At 33.7% G+C, this 19,444-nt stretch carries 23 protein-coding genes and 1 pseudogene; 15 read left to right on the top strand and 9 right to left on the bottom strand.

Annotation, left to right across the window (positions count from 1 at the left end; translation table 11 throughout):
• Positions 1-11: 11 nt before the first annotated feature.
• From priA to nadC, 5 genes are all read right to left on the bottom strand, one after another.
• Positions 12-2,462 carry a replication restart helicase PriA gene (priA, locus tag E0I26_RS10610; protein WP_131916454.1) on the bottom strand — a complete coding sequence of 817 codons (2,451 nt, stop codon included), beginning with the start codon at positions 2,460-2,462 and terminating at the stop codon, positions 12-14.
• Between the two features lie 75 nt (positions 2,463-2,537).
• Complete coding sequence (locus tag E0I26_RS10605; RefSeq protein WP_165929437.1) at positions 2,538-2,969, bottom strand: DUF2147 domain-containing protein; 432 nt, start codon at positions 2,967-2,969, stop codon at positions 2,538-2,540.
• An 87-nt stretch (positions 2,970-3,056) separates the two neighbouring features.
• Positions 3,057-3,488: a DUF2147 domain-containing protein gene (locus E0I26_RS10600; RefSeq protein WP_131916452.1), complete on the bottom strand. Its 432-nt coding sequence runs from the start codon at positions 3,486-3,488 to the stop codon at positions 3,057-3,059.
• A gap of 168 nt (positions 3,489-3,656) precedes the next feature.
• Complete coding sequence (locus tag E0I26_RS10595; protein WP_131916451.1) at positions 3,657-4,565, bottom strand: YihY/virulence factor BrkB family protein; 909 nt, start codon at positions 4,563-4,565, stop codon at positions 3,657-3,659.
• Positions 4,562-5,419, bottom strand: a complete 858-nt coding sequence (gene nadC / locus E0I26_RS10590; protein ID WP_131916450.1) for a carboxylating nicotinate-nucleotide diphosphorylase — start codon at positions 5,417-5,419, stop codon at positions 4,562-4,564. The genes E0I26_RS10595 and nadC overlap by 4 nt, the downstream gene beginning before the upstream one ends.
• A 506-nt stretch (positions 5,420-5,925) precedes the next feature.
• Between nadC and E0I26_RS16735 the strand changes: the two are divergent.
• The 6 genes and pseudogenes from E0I26_RS16735 to E0I26_RS10560 all read left to right on the top strand — a co-directional run.
• Positions 5,926-6,183: pseudogene (locus tag E0I26_RS16735) on the top strand (hypothetical protein); the annotation flags it as partial.
• Between the two features lie 59 nt (positions 6,184-6,242).
• Positions 6,243-6,710, top strand: coding sequence for an SRPBCC family protein (locus tag E0I26_RS10580; protein WP_205728795.1), 468 nt, complete (start codon positions 6,243-6,245; stop codon positions 6,708-6,710).
• Positions 6,711-6,863: 153 nt separating this feature from the next.
• A complete protein-coding gene (locus E0I26_RS10575; protein ID WP_131916448.1) occupies positions 6,864-7,091 on the top strand; it encodes a hypothetical protein in 228 nt (75 codons plus the stop codon).
• Complete coding sequence (locus tag E0I26_RS10570; protein ID WP_131916447.1) at positions 7,088-7,408, top strand: type II toxin-antitoxin system PemK/MazF family toxin; 321 nt, start codon at positions 7,088-7,090, stop codon at positions 7,406-7,408. Before E0I26_RS10575 ends, E0I26_RS10570 begins: the two co-directional genes overlap by 4 nt.
• Before the next feature lie 92 nt (positions 7,409-7,500).
• Complete coding sequence (rlmH, locus tag E0I26_RS10565) at positions 7,501-7,974, top strand: 23S rRNA (pseudouridine(1915)-N(3))-methyltransferase RlmH (protein ID WP_131916446.1); 474 nt, start codon at positions 7,501-7,503, stop codon at positions 7,972-7,974.
• A 331-nt stretch (positions 7,975-8,305) separates the two neighbouring features.
• Positions 8,306-9,166, top strand: coding sequence for a CHRD domain-containing protein (locus tag E0I26_RS10560; protein WP_131916445.1), 861 nt, complete (start codon positions 8,306-8,308; stop codon positions 9,164-9,166).
• Between the two features lie 148 nt (positions 9,167-9,314).
• On the opposite strand, the gene E0I26_RS10555 is transcribed toward E0I26_RS10560, so the two are convergent.
• Together E0I26_RS10555 and folP are read right to left on the bottom strand one after the other, a co-directional pair.
• Positions 9,315-9,947, bottom strand: a complete 633-nt coding sequence (locus E0I26_RS10555) for a hypothetical protein (protein ID WP_131916444.1) — start codon at positions 9,945-9,947, stop codon at positions 9,315-9,317.
• A 2-nt stretch (positions 9,948-9,949) separates the two neighbouring features.
• A complete protein-coding gene (gene folP, locus E0I26_RS10550) occupies positions 9,950-10,774 on the bottom strand; it encodes a dihydropteroate synthase (RefSeq protein ID WP_131916443.1) in 825 nt (274 codons plus the stop codon).
• Between the two features lie 88 nt (positions 10,775-10,862).
• Between folP and E0I26_RS10545 the strand changes: the two genes are divergently transcribed.
• The 8 genes from E0I26_RS10545 to E0I26_RS10510 all read left to right on the top strand — a co-directional run bounded on the left by E0I26_RS10545 (position 10,863) and on the right by E0I26_RS10510 (position 17,576).
• Positions 10,863-11,411: a DUF1599 domain-containing protein gene (locus E0I26_RS10545; RefSeq protein ID WP_131916442.1), complete on the top strand. Its 549-nt coding sequence runs from the start codon at positions 10,863-10,865 to the stop codon at positions 11,409-11,411.
• Positions 11,412-11,427: 16 nt separating this feature from the next.
• Positions 11,428-12,528, top strand: a complete 1,101-nt coding sequence (locus E0I26_RS10540; protein ID WP_131916441.1) for a BT_3928 family protein — start codon at positions 11,428-11,430, stop codon at positions 12,526-12,528.
• 420 nt (positions 12,529-12,948) lie between these two features.
• The gene (locus tag E0I26_RS10535; protein ID WP_131916440.1) at positions 12,949-13,446 is read left to right on the top strand and encodes a TlpA family protein disulfide reductase; all 498 of its coding nucleotides are present in this window, start codon (positions 12,949-12,951) and stop codon (positions 13,444-13,446) included.
• Positions 13,447-13,512: 66 nt separating this feature from the next.
• Positions 13,513-14,265 (top strand): triose-phosphate isomerase, encoded by a 753-nt coding sequence (gene tpiA / locus E0I26_RS10530; protein WP_131916439.1) that lies wholly within the window; start codon positions 13,513-13,515, stop codon positions 14,263-14,265.
• A 110-nt stretch (positions 14,266-14,375) separates the two neighbouring features.
• On the top strand, positions 14,376-15,209 hold the full coding sequence (gene prmA, locus E0I26_RS10525) for a 50S ribosomal protein L11 methyltransferase (RefSeq protein ID WP_131916438.1): 834 nt from the start codon (positions 14,376-14,378) through the stop codon (positions 15,207-15,209).
• Between the two features lie 45 nt (positions 15,210-15,254).
• Positions 15,255-15,530, top strand: coding sequence for an ATP-dependent Clp protease adaptor ClpS (locus E0I26_RS10520; RefSeq protein ID WP_131916437.1), 276 nt, complete (start codon positions 15,255-15,257; stop codon positions 15,528-15,530).
• A gap of 93 nt (positions 15,531-15,623) precedes the next feature.
• Positions 15,624-16,895 (top strand): sterol desaturase family protein, encoded by a 1,272-nt coding sequence (locus E0I26_RS10515; RefSeq protein WP_131916436.1) that lies wholly within the window; start codon positions 15,624-15,626, stop codon positions 16,893-16,895.
• 9 nt (positions 16,896-16,904) lie between these two features.
• A complete protein-coding gene (locus E0I26_RS10510; RefSeq protein WP_131916435.1) occupies positions 16,905-17,576 on the top strand; it encodes a lysoplasmalogenase in 672 nt (223 codons plus the stop codon).
• 44 nt (positions 17,577-17,620) lie between these two features.
• Here E0I26_RS10510 and E0I26_RS10505 read toward each other — a convergent pair whose 3' ends face one another.
• Together E0I26_RS10505 and E0I26_RS10500 are read right to left on the bottom strand one after the other, a co-directional pair.
• Positions 17,621-18,037, bottom strand: a complete 417-nt coding sequence (locus tag E0I26_RS10505; RefSeq protein ID WP_131916434.1) for a DUF6691 family protein — start codon at positions 18,035-18,037, stop codon at positions 17,621-17,623.
• A 45-nt stretch (positions 18,038-18,082) separates the two neighbouring features.
• Entirely contained in the window at positions 18,083-18,643 is a 561-nt protein-coding gene (locus E0I26_RS10500) for a YeeE/YedE family protein (RefSeq protein ID WP_131916536.1), read from the bottom strand.
• Positions 18,644-18,838: 195 nt separating this feature from the next.
• Here E0I26_RS10500 and E0I26_RS10495 point away from each other — a divergent pair, with 195 nt between their 5' ends.
• On the top strand, positions 18,839-19,288 hold the full coding sequence (locus E0I26_RS10495) for a 2-dehydro-3-deoxyphosphooctonate aldolase (RefSeq protein WP_131916433.1): 450 nt from the start codon (positions 18,839-18,841) through the stop codon (positions 19,286-19,288).
• Positions 19,289-19,444: the final 156 nt, after the last annotated feature.

The raw sequence follows: 19,444 nt of genomic DNA, 5'->3' as shown, positions 1-19,444 counted from the left end.
CCAACTGAATTTTAATAAAAATCGACGTTTGACGTAACTTTTATAGCTCTGTATTGAGCAACAGCTTCAAAACTATTCAACATTTTCTGGATAGTTTTTTTTGTGTTTACAATTGACGCATTCTGAGGGATTTTAATTATAATCGTACGAATGTATTCGTTTCTAATTCTACTTATTGCAGGCTCTTCAGGTCCCAGCACCGGCATATTCAGGTTCTGGCTCATCACTTGATACAACCACATCGAACCTTCTTTTAATTTATCAAAATCGCGCTGTTTCAAGGTTAGTTTTATAATCCTGAAATACGGTGGGTATTTATATATTTGGCGGTCATACAACTGTTCCTTGTACATACCCAAATAATCATTATTAGTAACTTGCTGAATTGTATTATGATTGGGGTTATACGTCTGTATAACCACTTTTCCTTGTTTTTCTGAACGTCCTGCCCTTCCTGCAACTTGAGTCATCATTTGAAAACTTCTCTCGAAAGCCCTAAAATCAGGATGATACAACATATTATCAGCATTCATGATTCCCACCAAACTCACGTTATCAAAATCCAATCCCTTGGCCAGCATTTGCGTTCCAACTAAAATATCCATTTCTCTATTCTTGAAGCTATCGATAATTTTTTCGAATCCAAATTTTCCTCTGGTGGTATCCTGATCCATTCTTCCAATTTTAGAATTTGGAAAAATAGACACTAACTCTTGTTCTATTTGTTCGGTTCCAAAGCCTTTTGTAGTCAAATCAACACTGGAACAGGAATGACAATGCGTAGGTTTTGCCATTGTATATCCACAATAATGACAGCGCAACTGATTTTTATGCTTATGATAGGTTAAACTCACATCACACTGCTGACATTGTGGTACGTGACCGCAAGTGATACATTCTATTACAGGAGAATATCCGCGTCTGTTTTGAAATAAAATGACTTGTTCACCCAATGACAAAGCGATATTGATTTCCTCAATTAAAACATCACTAAAATGCCCTGTCATCTTTTTACGAAAGTATTTATCTTTCAAATCCACCAATTCAATATTCGGCATCATGACATTCCCAAATCGTTCCGAAATTTCGACCAGACCAAATTTACCCGATTTAGCATTGAAATACGTTTCAATACTTGGCGTAGCCGAACCCAAAAGCACTTTTGCTTTATGCGAATGAGCCAAAACTATAGCCGCATCGCGAGCATGGTAACGCGGCGCTGAATCTACTTGCTTAAAAGTCTGTTCGTGTTCTTCATCGACAATTATGAATCCCAGATTATAAAATGGCAAAAACAAGGACGACCTCGCTCCTATCACCACTTGCGCTTTTTCAGAATTTACCAAAACTTGATTCCAAACTTCGATGCGCTCGTTATTATTATATTTCGAATGAAAAACAGCTACTTTATTACCAAAATAAGTTCGCAGCCTGCCAACCAATTGAGTCGTCAAAGCAATTTCCGGTAATAAATACAAGATTTGTTTTCCGGTTTCCAGATATTCTTCAATGAGTTTGATATAGATTTCTGTTTTCCCGCTCGAAGTGACACCATGTAACAAACACACTTCTTTTTGAATGAAACTCTCTTTGATTTCCTCAAAAGCTTTTTGCTGAGCCAAACTCAACTGCAATTGATCTTCGCGTATTTTTCCTGTAAAATTAACTCGGTCTTCCTGAAGAAAATAATCTTCGAATATCTCTTTTTCAATTAATGCCTTAACAATTGCCGAAGAAGAATTGGCCGCTTCAACAAGTTTTTTTACGGTAATGGGTTTTTTCTCTGTAGCGCTCAATTGAAAATAATTTAATACAATTTCCTTTTGCTTATTGGCACTTTTAAGTGTTTCTAATAATTCGCTCAACCCATCGTTTGATTCATATTTAGGATGCAAACGAACATAACGCACTAACTTAGGTTTATAGGTTTCCTGTATTTCTTCCTGAAGTATTAATATATTTTTGTCTATCAATTTTTGAATGACAGGAAAGATATTTTTTTTGTTCAAAATAGCCATAATGTCCTGCACTTTCAAAGAACTTTGTTGCTGCAAAGCTTCGTAAACCAAAAATTCATCGTCCGAAAGCAGACTTGTATCTACAACTAAATCTGTTTTTTGAGAAATTACGGTTTCGCTTTCCAGCAAAAGGGCACTTGGCATGGCACCACGATATACATCACCAATGGTGCACATATAATAGGAAGCAATCCATCGCCAGTGTGCAATTTGGATTTCAGTTACAATGGGTTTTTCATCCAGAATTTGATGAATTTCCTTGGCTTCGTACAAACTGGGTTTGTTTTGATGAATTTCAATAACTAATGCCGTATAAATTTTACTTTTACCAAAAGGAACTGCCAACCGCATCCCAATTTTTATATAATGGAACTCCGCTTCAGAGACGCTATAGGTAAAGGTTTTGGCTAAAGAAAGCGGTAAAATTACTTCGACGAAATGCATTTGTATTTAATTATCAGTTATGAATTTTGAGTTATGCTGATTCTTTATTTTGAACTCATAACTCACAATTTATAATTATTTCACTCTGTTCCAGGTTTGTGTTCTTCCAAATAATGCTACGCCGACATATCCGCGCACTTTTAATTTGTCGTTTCCTTCGAGAGCCAAAAAGCATTTGTATAATTTTCCTGATGTTGGGTCAAGAATCTTTCCTGCATTGTATTCATTACCATCTTTTGTAAGTCCTTTAATAATAACAAGACCTAAAACCGGTTTGTTTTTTTCGTCACCAGGGCAATTTACACACAAGTTTTTTTTCTTTTCAGCATCTAAAATATCGATGATTTTTCCATAAATTTTTCCGGAACGCTCGTAGATTTCCACAATTGATTTGGCTTTTCCTGTTTCATCATCAATGGTCTTCCATTTACCAACAACGCTTTGACCTTGCACACATAAAGTCATCATAAAAAATAATACCAGGCCTAACACGTTACTTTTATTCATCATTTTTATTAAATTAAATTATATTTTCTAAATAACACCTCTTACCTAAACTTTTGCACAAACAAATGAATGGTGAAAATTAAAATATTAATCTTTTACTCTATACCAATATTGGGTTCTTCCAAACAATGAAATTCCGATAAAACCGCGAACTTTCAATTTGTCATTTCCATCAAGTGTGATGAAACATTGGTAGAGTTTTCCGTTTTTAGGATCCAGGATTTTACCTTTTTTATATTCTTTTCCCACTTTTGAAAGCCCTTTTATGACAATCATGCCTAAAATGGGTTTATTTTTATCCTCTCCAGAACAATTTTCGCAAACTCTATTTTTATTTTCTTCCTCCAGAATCTCAACTACTTTACCATAGATTTTCCCGGATTTTTCATAGACTTCCACAATTGATTTGGCTTTTCCTGTTTCATCATCAATAGTCTTCCATTTCCCGATAACAGTATGATTTTGACCATAGAATGCCATCGAAATAAATAATACGAGTATTGTTATGCTTTTTTTCATTGTTGCACTTTTTTATCCCTGATAGAAGTGGAAATCCTTTTCTCTCGTTTCTTTAACGAGAGAAAAGATTACTTCACATTACTCTTATTTTAATTGGAGTTCAGTGAATTTCATTTATAACGAATAACAGGAAATAGCTCCTAATTTTGAAACTATTTTGATTTAATACTACTCTTTCTTTACTTTTAGTTTGTTTATTGTGGCATTCAATTCGAAACCCAACAGCAATATCATGCAGTTAATCCAAATGTAAAACATCAAGATCAATAATGTTCCTATCGATCCATATAATTCATTGTATTTAGAAAACTTTATGACCCATATACCAAAAGCATATGAATCCAAAAGAATTAATATGGTAGTAAACACGGAACCTATCGATATAAATGCTCTGTTTTTGTCGTGTTTTGTACCAAACTTAAAAAGTATAGACGTTGTGCCTAAAATCATTAAAATCACAAATGCATATCTTCCCAAAACAATTAACGCAACTTGATCACTCAGTATTGTTTTTTGAATAAAAACTTCAAAAACCACAATTGTTGCCACAGTCACAATCAATAAAAATGACAACAATAAGGACATTCCCAAAGCAACTATATATTGTCTTATAAACCCTCTTTTTATGAGAACATGGCGGGAAGATTCAAATCCGCCAAGGATTCCATTTAAACCGTTTGCCATCAACAAAATAGACAACAAAAACCCATAAGACACTAATCCTGAGTGACTGTTATTAAGGATATCATTGATGATTTTATAAATAGCATCGTACGTATTGGGCGGCACTCCTTCTCTAACAAATTGAAGAAAATCATCCTGAAAACCTTCAATAGGAATGTATGGAATAAGATTTAGGATGAACAGCGCAAAAGGAAATAATGCCATGAAAAAACTAAATGCAATCGCACTGGCATGATACGTTAGCGCGCTTTCAACAATTCCTAACCCGTAAAGTTCCAATAAATCATACAACGACAATCCTTGCAGCCAAGGAAGCTCTATCTTTTTTAGCACATTAACCAGATTCCGTACTATTGGGATTCTTTGTAATTTAACTTCTATTTCTTTACTCATATCGCTTTCAAGCTCAAATCCATGTTATAAATAGAATGCGTCAAGGCTCCTGACGAAATATAATCTACGCCACATTCTGCATAATGACGAATGGTGTTTTCGTTGATATTTCCCGAGGATTCTGTTTGGCATTTATCGCCAATCAAAGCTACCGATTTTTTAGTATCATCATAATTGAAATTGTCAATTAAAATTCTAAAAACGCCTTCACTCTCCAGTATTTCTTTGATTTCATCCAGATTTCTGGCTTCCACAATGATTTTTAAATCCAGATTATTTTCTTTTAAAAAAGCTTTGGTTTTGGCTATAGCCAAAGTAATTCCGCCGGCAAAATCGTTGTGATTGTCTTTGAGCATAATCATGTCATACAAAGCAAAACGATGGTTTTCGCCTCCGCCAATTTTCACCGCCCATTTCTCACAAGCTCTGAATCCCGGTGTCGTTTTACGCGTATCTAGAATTTTAGTTTTGGTTCCTTCTAATAAACGAACGTATTCTTTGGTTTTAGTAGCAATGGCTGACATTCTTTGCATTGAATTCAATACTACACGTTCCGATTTCAAAATAGATTGTGAACTTCCCGAAACATGAAAAATAACATCTCCTTTTTTTACCGGAGTACCATCCTCGATAAAAGTTTCTATTTGCAAATTAGGGTCAACATACTCAAAAATCATTTTGGCGAAAGCCACACCAGCAATAATTCCGTCTTCTTTTACAAGCAACTTCGCTTTTCCAGTTGCTGTAGCTGGAATACAAGCCAAGGAACTATAGTCGCCCGGACCTACATCTTCCCGAATGGCATTTTGTATTAGTATGTCTAACTCATTTTTAAACTGTATGTCGCTAATCATTTTATAGGAAATTTATGGAATGCTAAAGTAAGATTTATTTTGTGGATTTGAAAATATGTATGCTGGGTTCTTTGAAAAAAAGAGGTAAATCAATGTGTTTTAGCAAAGTATTACATCTTAATTGTGGAAAGGTAAAAATAAATCTCATGCCACTTAATGCAATTATCTGAATACATTGACATTATGCGACGCGGCTTCAAGCTAATTAAATCAATTGTTTATTTAGGGCTGTATTATTTAAAATCTTATATTTGAGTCTAGTAACTAAAACACTGATTATGAAATCTTTTTTAAGCCTTCTTTTTGTATCCTCGCTACTATTGACTTCTTGCAAAAAAGAAGTTGAACCGCAAAATAACGCAACTCCAACAAATGTAGTTCCATTTACTGAAGTTGGCAAACAAATGAAGAGCGAAGCGGCAACAACAACTCAGGTTCAACAAACCACAACCACAAATACAGTGAATCCAAATAATGCTGTGGCAACTTCCAGTCCTGTAGCAACCGGAATGAATCCAGCACACGGTCAGCCATCACATCGTTGTGATATTCCCGTAGGTGCTCCATTAAACTCTCCACCTGCTGCTGCAAGCACAAGCAAACCAACAGTTCAGCAACAGAATCAACCGGTTCCTACTACCACTGTTACCACTACTCCAACACCAGTTGCAACAACACCCACACCTGAAGGAATGAACCCGCCACACGGTCAAACCAATCACCGATGTGATATTGCCGTTGGTGCACCATTGCCTAAGTCATAATTGAAAATTGCGCACGTATCCATTGAAAACTGTCACGAACTCGTTTGAAAATAAAAACTATGGCTGAATCAAAATACTATGCAAAAGCGGAAATGCTGATTCGAAAACCCATTGAACCTGTTTTTCAGGCATTTATAAATCCAGAAATCACCACTAAATTTTGGTTTACGAAGAGCTCCGGAAAGCTTGAAGAAGGAAAAGAAACCGAATGGACTTGGGAAATGTACCATCACTCTATTTTGGTTAGAACTAAAATGATTGAACTGAATAAAAAAATCACAATCGAATGGGGTAATTCTAATGAAATTACAACTGTGGAATGGACGTTTAAAAATTTAGGTGAAGTCGGAACTTTTGTAAGTATTATCAATAGTGGACTACATGGCGAAACAGAAAAACTTATCGCACAAATACGGGATTCAACAGAAGGATTCACTTTAGTTTTAGCGGGTTTAAAAGCCTATTTGAAACATAACATTGAGCTAAATTTAGTTTTCGACAGATTCCCGAAAGAGCTTAATGAGTAAGTAATAAACAGTACACAGTACACAATACACAGTACACAGTACGAAGAACTACTACTGCTAACTTCTCAAAAATTCAATAAAAAAGCTCCAAATCAAATAGTTAGAAAATACTCCGAAAATAATTTGTAATTTTGTTTTATAAAATATTTCACAATGACACGAGAAGAAATCATTGAGCGCACCGTTCAAATAATCAATCAACTTCCGCAAGACAAAGCGCTGGAAATATCAGACTTTGCTGGCTTCATTATAAAAAAATATGAAGAACAATTATTGACAGAGAACATTCAAAAAATAGTAATTGACAGTGAAACTTTCAATTTTTTAAATGAGGAAGAAAGTATCTATTCCATAACAGATTTGAAAGAACGATACAAATGATTAAAGGAGATATAATTCTTATTCCTTTTCCATTCACAGACTTAACAGGTAAAAAATTACGTCCGGCAGTAATTTTAATCGAAACTGATTATGACCTCACAGTAAGCTTTATTACGACACAATTCAAATGGAAAGAGAGTACCGATATTGAACTTTTTCCAACAAGTTCTAATGGGATTAAAACGCCTTCTTTGATTAGACTATCCAAAATTGCTACTGTCGACAAATCTCTGGTAATTGGAAAATTAGGAGAACTTCAACAAAATGACATGGCAGAATTAAATTTAAAGCTAAAAATACTACTACAGCTTGACTAAAAAGATATTTGATTTTCATAGAATTCCATTCAAAGATAGTAAACTTTAAAACTCTTAATTTTCTATATTTGCATCTTTGAAACACTGGAAAAATGAACATCAAATTGATTGCCATTGGTAAAACCGATAACAAAGCCTTACAATCTTTAATAGACGATTATACCAAGCGTTTGTTTTTTTATATCAAATTTGATTTGGATATTATTCCTGATATCAAAAACGTAAAAAACTTATCGGAAAGTCAGCAAAAAGAAAAAGAAGGCGAATTGATTTTATCTAAAATTTCTCCAACAGACCAACTTATTTTATTGGACGAAAACGGAAAAAACTTTTCGAGCGTCGGTTTCTCAGAAGAATTACAGAAAAAAATGAACTCTGGAGTGAAAACTTTAGTTTTCGTAATTGGTGGTCCTTATGGATTTTCGGATACCGTTTATGCCAAAGCGCAAGGTAAAATATCGTTGTCTTTAATGACTTTTTCGCATCAAATGGTACGGTTGTTTTTTATTGAACAATTATATCGTGGCTTTACGATTTTAAGAAACGAACCGTATCATCATCAGTGATTAGTTTTCAGTTTAAAAACTTCACATTCTAATCAACATTCAGAAAATTTTATTTCCGGGTGAATTTATCACACAATTTCACTTCTTTCCTTTTTTACTAACTATAGCAAACCCTAATATTGCTTTTAAGCAAGAATTAAAACTAACACACAAACTACTGAATATCAATATTTTAATTAAAAATTAACACCTTTTAAAATACAAAATTCTAAATTTACTCTCATTTTAAAATTAGGCTTTGCTTGCTCCACTTGATATATTCAGGAGGTTAGGCAACTTGTTAAAAGCAGTGATTTCCAATCATTTTTCTAACCTTTTAAATATTTTTATCATGAGACTCTTAATACGATTTTTAGCAATTGCTATTATTTTATCAGGCATAGTTTCCTGTGACGGTGATAGCTACAATGATCCAAATCCAAACCCAAATCCGAATTCAGGCAGCACAATAATCTATACAGCTACCTTAAGGGGGGCAAATGAAGTGCCTGCAAATGCTTCAACGGCAACAGGGACAGCCACACTTAGATTCAATACTGTTACAAAAACATTTACGATTTCGGTAACATACACAGGTGTAACGGCAACAGGCGCCCACATACATTATGCTAATCCAGGAGTTAGTGGCCCAATTGCTTTTCCATTTTCTAGTATTGCCTCTCCAATAACCTACACCAGCGTGGCCTTAAATGCAACTCAGGAATCATATCTTAATGCCAATCTTTATTATGTAAATATACACAGTGCGGCATTACCAGATGGAGAAATAAGAGGGCAACTTATTAAAGAAGGAACACCTGCTCCAGTTATAGTAACTCTTAATGCTACTTTAAACGGTATGAGTGAAGTGCCTCAAAATGGTTCAATGGCAACAGGAACTGCGACGCTTACATTCAACAATACCACAAAAAGATTTTCAATTACAGTGACACACAATGTTGTAGGAGCTAATGCCGCACATATACATAACGGTGCTGTAGGTATTAACGGGGGTATTGTTTTTCCTTTAGCTAGTACCTCTGCAACAAATTACACTTACACAAGTCTTCCTTTAAGTACAGCAGAGGAAATCGAGCTTAGAGCCGGACGTTATTATGTAAACATACACAGTGCTGCACCATATACGGCAGGAGAAATAAGGGGACAACTTATCATAACTAATCCCAGTGGTGCTGGAGACTGGGACTATTAAATAGTCATTCAACCTATTAAAGTAATAGGCTTTCTTTTTGAAAAAGAAAGCCTATTATGTTTTTTCAATTTTTACCAAATAAATAGCAAAAATTAATATTCCTTAGTCATTTATAAACTTATAAGACTCTAAGAATGTTTCGTTTTTGTTAGTAAACAAACTCCTGATTGTCGACACCTAATCCCGAAGTTTGGAACTTTAGACTTCGTATCAAAATTTCATTTTGCAAATAGTTTCCAAAAGACAACTCTTTTGCAAAACAAAACAGGTATTTATTGGATGTAGTACTTGGCAGTTTATTCAAATATGCTTGCAATTCTTCTTGTTTCACCACAATATTATCTACTAAAATTTCATTGTTTTTGGTAAAAAAGACAACTATTCCTGACTTCGGTTTTTCCAGTTTGTAATACACATTTGTAAAAGGAATAAAAGCCAAATTTTTTCCAATAGTATCGGCGTAAGAATAATAATTTTCGGCCTTTTCATTCTTGTGTGCTTTTTCTTCCCGCTTTTTTTGTTGCAACTTCATGATTTCCGGAATCGCAATTCGCAAAGGCAAACGTTTGTCTATATTTAGAATCCAATTGGTAGAAATAATACTATTTTTTCTGTTTACTTCTGCCAGCGTATCTTTGCCTTTTGTTCTGAAAAAAATATAGATTGGAGAAAGATCCGCTACATTTTTGACAATTGTTGTATTGGCTTTTGGCAGTAAAACAGCTTCTTTGTTTCCACAAGAAAATAAAGTAAAAAGAACAATCAGAGTAAAATATTTCATCTTTATAAATTGATTTTATTGAATAATGTAACACATTCCGCAGCTTCTTTTACATCGTGAACACGAAGGATTTTTGCTCCTTTTGTCAATGCCAAAGCATTCAAAACCGTAGTTCCGTTTAACGCATTTTCTATTGTTGTCCCAAGAGTTTTATAAATCATTGATTTTCTGGAAATCCCAACAAAAAGTGGGAGTTCCAATATATTAAATAATTCCATTTTCTGAAAAATCTCATAATTTTGATCTATTGTTTTGGCAAAGCCAAAGCCCGGATCGATAATCAAATCATTGATACCAAAACTTCTAGCCTTGGCAACTTTTTCAGAAAAATAGAACAACATTTCTTTTATAACATCATCGTAATCCGTAAGTGTTTGCATCGTTTGCGGATTTCCTCGCATGTGCATCATGATATAAGGAACATTGTATTTGGCAATTATCTCAAATATTTTATCGTCCAGATTTCCTGCCGCAATATCGTTGATGATGGCCGCACCACTTTCAATAGAAGCTTTTGCCACTTCACTTCTAAAGGTGTCAACCGAGATTATTGTCTCTGGAAAATGCTTTAGAATCAAATCAACAACAGGTACAATTCTCACAATTTCTTCTTGTACCGAGACAAATTCTGCATTTGGTTTGCTGGAATAAGCGCCAATATCTATAAAAGTAGCACCATCAGTTAGCATTTTTTCGACTTGAGAAAGGATTTCGGTTTCATTTTTATACTTTCCACCATCAAAAAATGAGTTGGGCGTCACGTTCAAAATCCCCATCACTTTGGGAGTTGATAAGTCAACAAGTATTCCTTTGCAGTTAATAGTCATTCGTTTACAGTTTTAAAGACTTCAAAATTCTACATTCAAAAAAATTATCTTATTTTTGAAAAAATTTGAATACAAATATACACCAATAATGAAGAATACTTCAAAGGAATATGATACGGTAATTGCGACTTGTCGCGCACTGTTTATCAACAAAATGAAAGATTACGGATGTGCTTGGCGAATTTTAAGGCTGCCTTCGTTAACGGATCAAATCTACATTAAAGCTCAAAGAATAAGGAGCTTACAAGAAAACGAAGTTCGTAAAATTGATGAAGATGAAACAGGCGAATTCATCGGGATTATCAATTATTCTATCATGGCGTTGATTCAATTGGAATTAGGCGTTGCAGACCAACCTGATTTAAGTGTTGAAAAAGCAACCGAATTATACGATGCCAAAGTTAAACTGACCAAGGAATTAATGGAAGATAAAAATCATGATTACGGTGAAGCTTGGCGTGACATGCGCGTGAGTTCATTGACGGATTTAATTTTACAAAAACTACTTCGTGTCAAACAAATTGAAGACAATAAAGGAAAAACATTAGTTTCTGAAGGAATCGATGCGAATTATCAGGATATGATTAATTATTCGGTTTTCGCCTTGATTTTAATGGGTTTTGGAAATAAACAATAAAAAGCAATAACTGAATATGAAAAATATAATTACTCAATTTTCTAGAATTTTCGTTGGAATCTTATTTATTATCTCCGGATTAATCAAGCTGAATGACCCTATTGGTTTCTCCTATAAATTAGCTGAATATTTCAGTGAACCAGTTTTCAACATGCCTTTTTTCGTTCCTTTTGCACTAGGAATTGCTTTGTTTTTAGTGATTCTTGAAGTGGTTTTAGGTATTATGTTGCTCATTGGTTACAAAACCAAATTCACTATCTGGAGTTTATTAATCTTGATTGTACTGTTTACTTTCTTGACTTTTTATTCAGCTTATTTTAATGTGGTAAAAGATTGTGGTTGTTTTGGAGATGCTTTGAAACTAACGCCGTGGCAATCGTTTACTAAGGATATTGTTTTACTTTTCTTTATTCTAATATTATTTTTTAATCAAAAATTGGTAAAACCATTGTTTAGCAATAATGTACAAAATATAACTATTTACGCCAGTATCGTTTTATCTTCGCTTATGGGAGTTTGGGTTTTAAACCATTTGCCATTGGTCGATTTCAGACCCTATAAAGTAGGGAACAATATTCAAAAAGGAATGCGAATCCCTGATGGAGCAGAAAAATCAGTGGTAGAAATGGTCTTTATTTACAAAGTTGGTGGTGTCGATAAAGAGTTTACCGAAAAAGATTTGATGTCGATTCCTGAAGGTGCCGTATTTGTAGATAGAAAAGACAAAGTTATCACAGAAGGTTACGTTCCTCCTATTCATGATTTTACAATGGAAAAAGACGGTTCAGATTACAAAGAGGAATTTTTAGAAGAACCAAAATTGATGTTGATTACAGCGTATGATTTGGTTAAAGCCGATCACAGTGGAATGGCAAAATTGGAAAAACTGAATCAGGATGCTAAAGCAAAAGGATATAAAGTGGTTGCAATGACGGCTTCTTCACCAGAAGAAATAGCTGCTGCAAAAAAACAATTCGGATTGACATTTGACTTCTATTTTTGTGATGCTATTACTGTAAAAACAATCGAAAGAGCCAATCCAAGTATTGTATTGCTTGAAAAAGGAACGATAATGCAAAAAGTGCATCACAATGATATTGCAGATTTAAAGTTCTAACAGGGCAAACGCATGAGTTATTTTGCCACAGATTCGCTGATTTTAATACCTATTTCTATCTAAAAAGGACAGATTATAGCGGATTTACTCAAAATAAGTTTCTCGAAAATTACAAAAAATAAAGTTTGCAAGAGAAAATCTGCGAATCTGCGGCTATTTTGAAAACTCATGCGTCTGCCCTGAAAGTTCTAAATAACTTATACCGTTTAAAGTCGTAAAGAAAGAATACTATACTTTACGACTTTTTACTTAAAAAGAAAGATAAATGCTTTCTAAATAAATCGGTGAATCAAAATCATCCGATTATTTATAAACTATAACGATATTGTTTTGTCGTTTTTAAATTCTGCTTTCAAAAATTCTTATTCTGTATAACGCATTCAAATTGTTTGTTTAACTTTGTTAAAAAACAATACTATAATGAAAAGAATAATAGCATTACTAATTGCGTTTGCAACATTCTCTTGCGTATCAAATGCGCAAAAAACTAAATTCTCCAAAGAAGCTTTATCCGAAACCCTTTTAGCCACTGACGGAAGTCAAGTTGCTTTCAAGGATATTTTAAAAAAACACAAAGGAAAAACCTTGGTAATAGAAGTGTGGGCTTCTTGGTGTGGCGATTGTGTAAAAGCAATGCCTAAATTTAAAGAACTACAAGCTAACAACCCTGATGTTGCGTACCTATTTATTTCAATGGATAAAACCGCCGATAAATGGAAACTAGGGATTGAAAAACACGAATTGAAAGGAGATCATTTCATGGCAAATGACCAAATGAAAGGGGTATTTGCAAAAGCAATTGATGTCGATTGGATTCCAAGATACATTGTTGTAGACAAAAATGGAAAGATCGTTTTATACCGCGCTATAGAAACTGATTTTGATAAAATCAATGAAACTCTCAAAAATTTAAAATAACACATTGTAACAATCAATTGCAATGTTGAAAAACTAAAACCAAAAACTAAATATAATACAACTAAAATGAGAAAGAAGATTGTTGCCGGAAACTGGAAAATGCATAAAAATGCAGAGCAAACTGAAGATTTATTGAATGAATTAATAGCAAAAATACCAACTGATACAAAAGCACAAGTAATTGTAGCACCTACATTTGTAAACTTGGCTTCTGCTGTTGATCATTTAGAATTCACGAATATCGATGTTGCGGCACAAAACGTACATCAAGCAGAAAGTGGCGCTTTTACAGGTGAAATTTCAGCAGATATGTTAAAAAGTGTCGGTGTAGATATTGTAATTCTAGGACACTCAGAGCGCAGAGCTATTTTTCATGAAACGGATGCTTTGATTGCTAATAAAGTAAATACAGCTTTAGAACATGATATGATGGTTATTTTTTGCTTCGGAGAAGAATTAAAAGACCGTCAATCAAAAAATCATTTTAATGTTGTAGAAAATCAATTGCGAGATGGTTTATTCCATATTGAATCCAAAGACTGGGAAAGTATTGTTTTGGCCTACGAGCCGGTTTGGGCAATAGGAACTGGAGAAACTGCTTCTCCGGAACAAGCGCAAGAAATGCATGAATTCATCAGAGAAACAGTTCGTAAAGCTTTTGGAAGCGAAATCGCTGAAAACGTATCCATCCTTTATGGCGGAAGTGTAAAACCTGAAAATGCAAAAGAAATATTCTCAAAACCAGATGTAGACGGTGGTCTTATTGGTGGTGCTGCCCTAAAAGCAGATGATTTTGTAGCAATTGTAAATGCTATATAAATTTCATTTTTAAATTATATAAAAAGCGGTGAAATTAATCATCGCTTTTTTTATAGTTTAAATTATTCATGAGAATAAAGAGAAATAGTACCTTTGCAAAAAAAAGAAGCATGTCAAACATTTATATCGGGTATCATTTTACTATTGAACCTAAAGAGTTGGGTTCTGAAATATTAATCGCAGAATTAGGAGAAAGAGCATTCGAAAGTTTTACAGAAACCGAAACCGGTATTTCTGCTTTTGTTCAAAAAGATTTGTGGGACGAAACTATTTTAGAAGATATTCATATTTTACAATCGGAGGAATTTACGATTGATTATACATTTGAAGAAATCGAACAAGTCAACTGGAATGAGGAATGGGAAAAGAATTTTGAAGCGATAGATGTCGATGGAAATTGTCATGTACGTGCGCCTTTTCATCCAAAAACGGATGCCGAATTTGATATTGTAATCGAACCAAAAATGAGTTTTGGAACGGGTCACCACGAAACGACTCACATGATGATTCAGCATTTATTAGAAATAGATGTTACCGGAATGAAAACCCTTGATATGGGTTGCGGAACAGCTATTTTAGCAATACTTGCCGAGATGAAAGGAGCGCAACCAATTGACGCCATTGATATTGATAATTGGTGTTATTTGAATTCTATAGAAAATGCACAACGCAATAATTGTAAGCACATTACAGTTTATGAAGGTGAGGCTGCTTTATTAGAAGGTAAAAAATACGATTTGATTATAGCTAACATTAACAGGAATATTTTGTTGAACGATATGCAAAGTTATGTTGATAGTTTAAATCCTAATGGAACACTACTTTTAAGTGGTTTCTACCAAGAAGACATTCCATTTATTGATGCTTCATGTACTGAAAAAGGATTAACTTATGTTAAAAAATTTGAAAGAAACAATTGGGTATCTTTAAAATATGTAAATTAGTGGTACTATTTTTTTATTAATTACGAAAGTACAAAAACCTACAAAATGAGTACTAAAGAAAAAGTAAGAGAAAGAGTTAGTCTTAAGGAAGCTATAAGTCTGGACAATGAAATAGTAGTTTACAACGATGATGTAAATACTTTTGATCATGTCATTGACACTTTAATTCGCGTTTGTGATCACACTCCGGAACAAGCAGAACAATGTTCATTAATTGTACATTATAATGGGAAGTGTACCGTAAAAACGGGTCCTTACGAAAAATTAAAACCACAATGCACTCAATTATTAGAAGCAGGATTAAATGCGGAGATAATTTAAGAATAATAAAACTTCCCTTTGAGAAATAAATTACTATGAATAATTCAAAAACATTCTCTTTTATTCTATATTTGAATAAAAAAAAGTGTTTTTATGGAAGAATACGGTAAAATTTTAGTTTTTGTAATGCCCGCTTTTTTGATATTAATTATCATCGAAAAAATATACGGGCATTATAAAGGGGAAGATACGGCACCAAATATGGATTCTGTTTCGAGCGTAAGTTCCGGAATGATTAACTCCCTAAAAGATGTTTTAGGACTCAGCATAACGCTGGTTTCCTATGATTGGATTGTCTCTAAAATAGCTTTATTCGATCTTGAAGCAACCGTTTTCACTTATCTCATTGGATTTATCGCTATTGATTTTTATGGCTATTGGAGTCATCGTTTGTCCCATCAAATTAATTTTTTATGGAACAAACATGCCATTCATCACAGTAGTGAAGAATTTAATCTGGCATGTGCCTTGCGTCAACCCGTTTCCAGTTTTGTGAATCTGTTTACTTTTTTATTGATTCCAGCTGCTCTTTTAGGTGTTCCCTCCAAAGTGATTGCGATAACCTTACCGATTCATTTATTCCTGCAATTCTGGTATCACACCAAGCACATTAAGAAAATTGGTTTTCTGGAAAACATACTGGTTTCTCCATCACATCATAGGGTTCATCATGCTATCAACCCTGAATATATGGATAAAAACCATTCACAAATATTTATTATTTGGGATAAGTTATTTGGTACTTTTCAAGCAGAATTAGAAACTGTTCCACCCGTTTTTGGAATCACAAGACCAGCGAGAACCTGGAATCCTATTCGGATTAATTTTCAGCATTTATGGTTACTGATTACGGATGCCTGGCGTGCCGAAAACTGGAAAGACAAGTTCACAATTTGGTTTAAACCAACAGGCTGGCGTCCAGAAAATTTTGAAGAAAAATATCCGGTAACCAAAATCACCAATGTTTATGATTTTGAAAAATATGGAGTCAAACATTCTAAAAAACTGATGTACTGGTCCTTATTTCAAGCTATTATTACGTTGTTACTTATTAGTTATATGTATAATTCCATTGCAGTAATAGGTTTGCCAAATGTATTTATTTACGGTGCATTCATCTTTCTGACCGTTTACAGTTACACCGAATTAATGGATACCCGGAAAATTTCTGTATTCTGGGAAAGTATTCGTTTCATATTTGGAATTGGGCTAATTTTCTATTTTGGAGATTGGTTTGGAATGGATCAACTCTTTCCTTTTGCGAGTTATGTTGTTGCAGGTTATCTTATTTTGTCATTGATAGTAACTATTTATTTTGTCAACAGCAATTTTGAAAAAGAAACAATGATTGTAGCTCAATCTTAAAAATAATATATGAAAAACAACTACATCTTAAACAGTTATCTCCGATTTAGTCTTATTTATCTTTTTATAATTTTTATAGGTCGCGAAGATGCAGCTTGGTATTTCAAACCATTTTTATTGCCGTTTCTAATTCTGGCAGTTTTTTTACATGAAAAATTCACTACCAAAAAAATTCTTTTAACGGCTTTGACTTTATCTTGGATAGGAGACATTATTTTGATGTTTGCTGACAAAGGAGAATTATATTTTATAGCAGGATTGATTGCTTTTCTTCTTTCGCACATTTCTTATATTATACTGTTCAGCAAACAATTAAAGATTTATTTAAAGAAAAGTAAAATCATTTTCTGGGTTGGAGTTACAACAATTGCCTTTTATTTAATAGTAATGATGTTGATTTTACTGCCAAGTCTGGGTGACTTAAAAATTCCTGTTTTTGTTTATGCACTGACAATTTCCATTATGTTGTTATTTGCGCTCAAAGGTTTTTTAAACTGGAAAAAACCTGCCAACATCTATATTTTAATTGGTGCTACCATTTTTGTAGCTTCAGATAGTATTTTGGCATTTGATAAATTTCATGCACCGCTGCAATACAGTTCCTTCCTGATTATGGCAACCTACTTACTTGCGCAATATTTGATTGTTGTTGGCATTTTGAAATTAAACAAAAAAAAGTAGCATTTTCATACGAGAATGCTACTTTGATACAAGCTATTTTTCGATTAATGAGGCAATTTATTTTTCAATAATCCGTATAAATAAGTTCCCAAAAGAGCTCCAAAAAGCACTATCAGAACAGTCCAGAAACCGGCACCCAATAAGATAAATATAGGTCCTGGGCAAGAACCTACCAATGCCCAACCCAATCCAAAAAATAATCCTCCTATCCAATAGCGTGCGGAGCCTTTTTCTTTATCCGGAATTTCTATGGATTCTCCTTTGATGTCTTTTATATTGTTTCTTTTTATGATTTGAATACCAATTATTCCCGTCAAGATAGCCACAGCAATAATTCCGTACATGTGAAACGACTGAAATTGGAACATTTCATAAATGCGATACCAAGAAACAGCTTCGGATTTAGTCAATACAATTCCAAAAATAAATCCAACTAATACATATTTTACTATATTTTTCATGCTTTTTATTTTAATATTAAGGTCATTATGATTGCTTTGCAATGCTTATTTTAAAATCAATGGTAATAAAAAATGCGCCATTATCAATCCACCGATAAAAAACCCAATAACAGCTTTCAAAGAAGGAAGTTGTAAATTACTTAAGCCAGAAATGGCATGTCCTGAAGTACAACCACCAGCATAACGAGAACCAAAACCAATCAAAACGCCACCAATAAGCAGTATGAAAATACTTTTTGGAGATTCTAAAATAGCTGTCCCAAAAAGAGCATCCGGCATTAATTTCCCGTTTGGAGCTTCAATACCCAGTTGTGCTAATTGTGCAATTGTTTTAGGATTAATAGCCACATTTGAAGCATCAGCCATAAAATGAACAGCAACAAAACCGCCTAACATAGCCCCAAGAACGACTACTAAATTCCAACGTTGTGCTTTCCAATCAAAATCAAAAAAGGCTACTCGTTTTCCTAAACCAGCCATTGAACACAGCGAACGCAAATTAGAAGACATTCCGAAAGACTTTCCGAAATAAATCAAAGAAAGCATAATCATACCAATCAAAAACCCAGAAATATACCAGGACCATGTTTGAAAAATAATATCCATATTGTTTTTTTGTACAAAGATAAGAAGCATTTTACGAGATTTTGGAAGAAATGCTACATTCGATTAAAAAATGATACATCCAAATTATTACGGGAACTCGTACGAAGGTCTAAAGTTCTGTTTATATTTGTATTATTTAAATTACGTGGTATTGTAATTGCTATTTAATTTTTACCTAATAAATTTACCCTAAACATGAAAAAATCAATCTTTTTTATTGCTTTGCTAATCGGAATGGCTTCTTGCTCAAGTACACAATCAACTTTGAAAAATACAGATGATAACGCCCCCAACCTTACCCTTTCAAAAGACAATACTTTTGTGATTACTGAATATAGTAAAGACAAAAAATATGGCTATGATAAAGATTATCCTATCAATATATTCTTTAACAACACCAAAAATGAATCCATCAACCAAGGTCGATTTTTAAACGCATTGGCTGGACCTAATGGCGAAAAAATTACGTTTACCAAACTAGAAAACTGTTGCCCGTTCCCAACAAAAAGAAGCGAATTGGGAGCCGGATTTTTGGATGTTTATGAATTAAAATGGGAAGGGCAGAAAAAACCGGTTACGCTTTACCTGAATATCTATGAAAAAGGAATATTGATGGTTCCAGTGGGATTTTCATTGAAAAAATAATAGATTTCGAATCCCAAAACATCCTTGAAAACCAAATCCCTAGCCCTGATGGTCCCGAAGCGTCGGGAGAAATCCTCCCGTTTTTTCGGGAGATTGTAACGTACAGCAGGAAAAAGCTCCTAATAAAAAGTTAATCCAAGAAATTATTTGCAAATC

The sequence above is a fragment of the Flavobacterium rhamnosiphilum genome (assembly GCF_004349195.1).
GTDB lineage: Bacteria > Bacteroidota > Bacteroidia > Flavobacteriales > Flavobacteriaceae > Flavobacterium > Flavobacterium rhamnosiphilum.
This window is presented reverse-complemented; position numbering and strand designations above follow the sequence as displayed.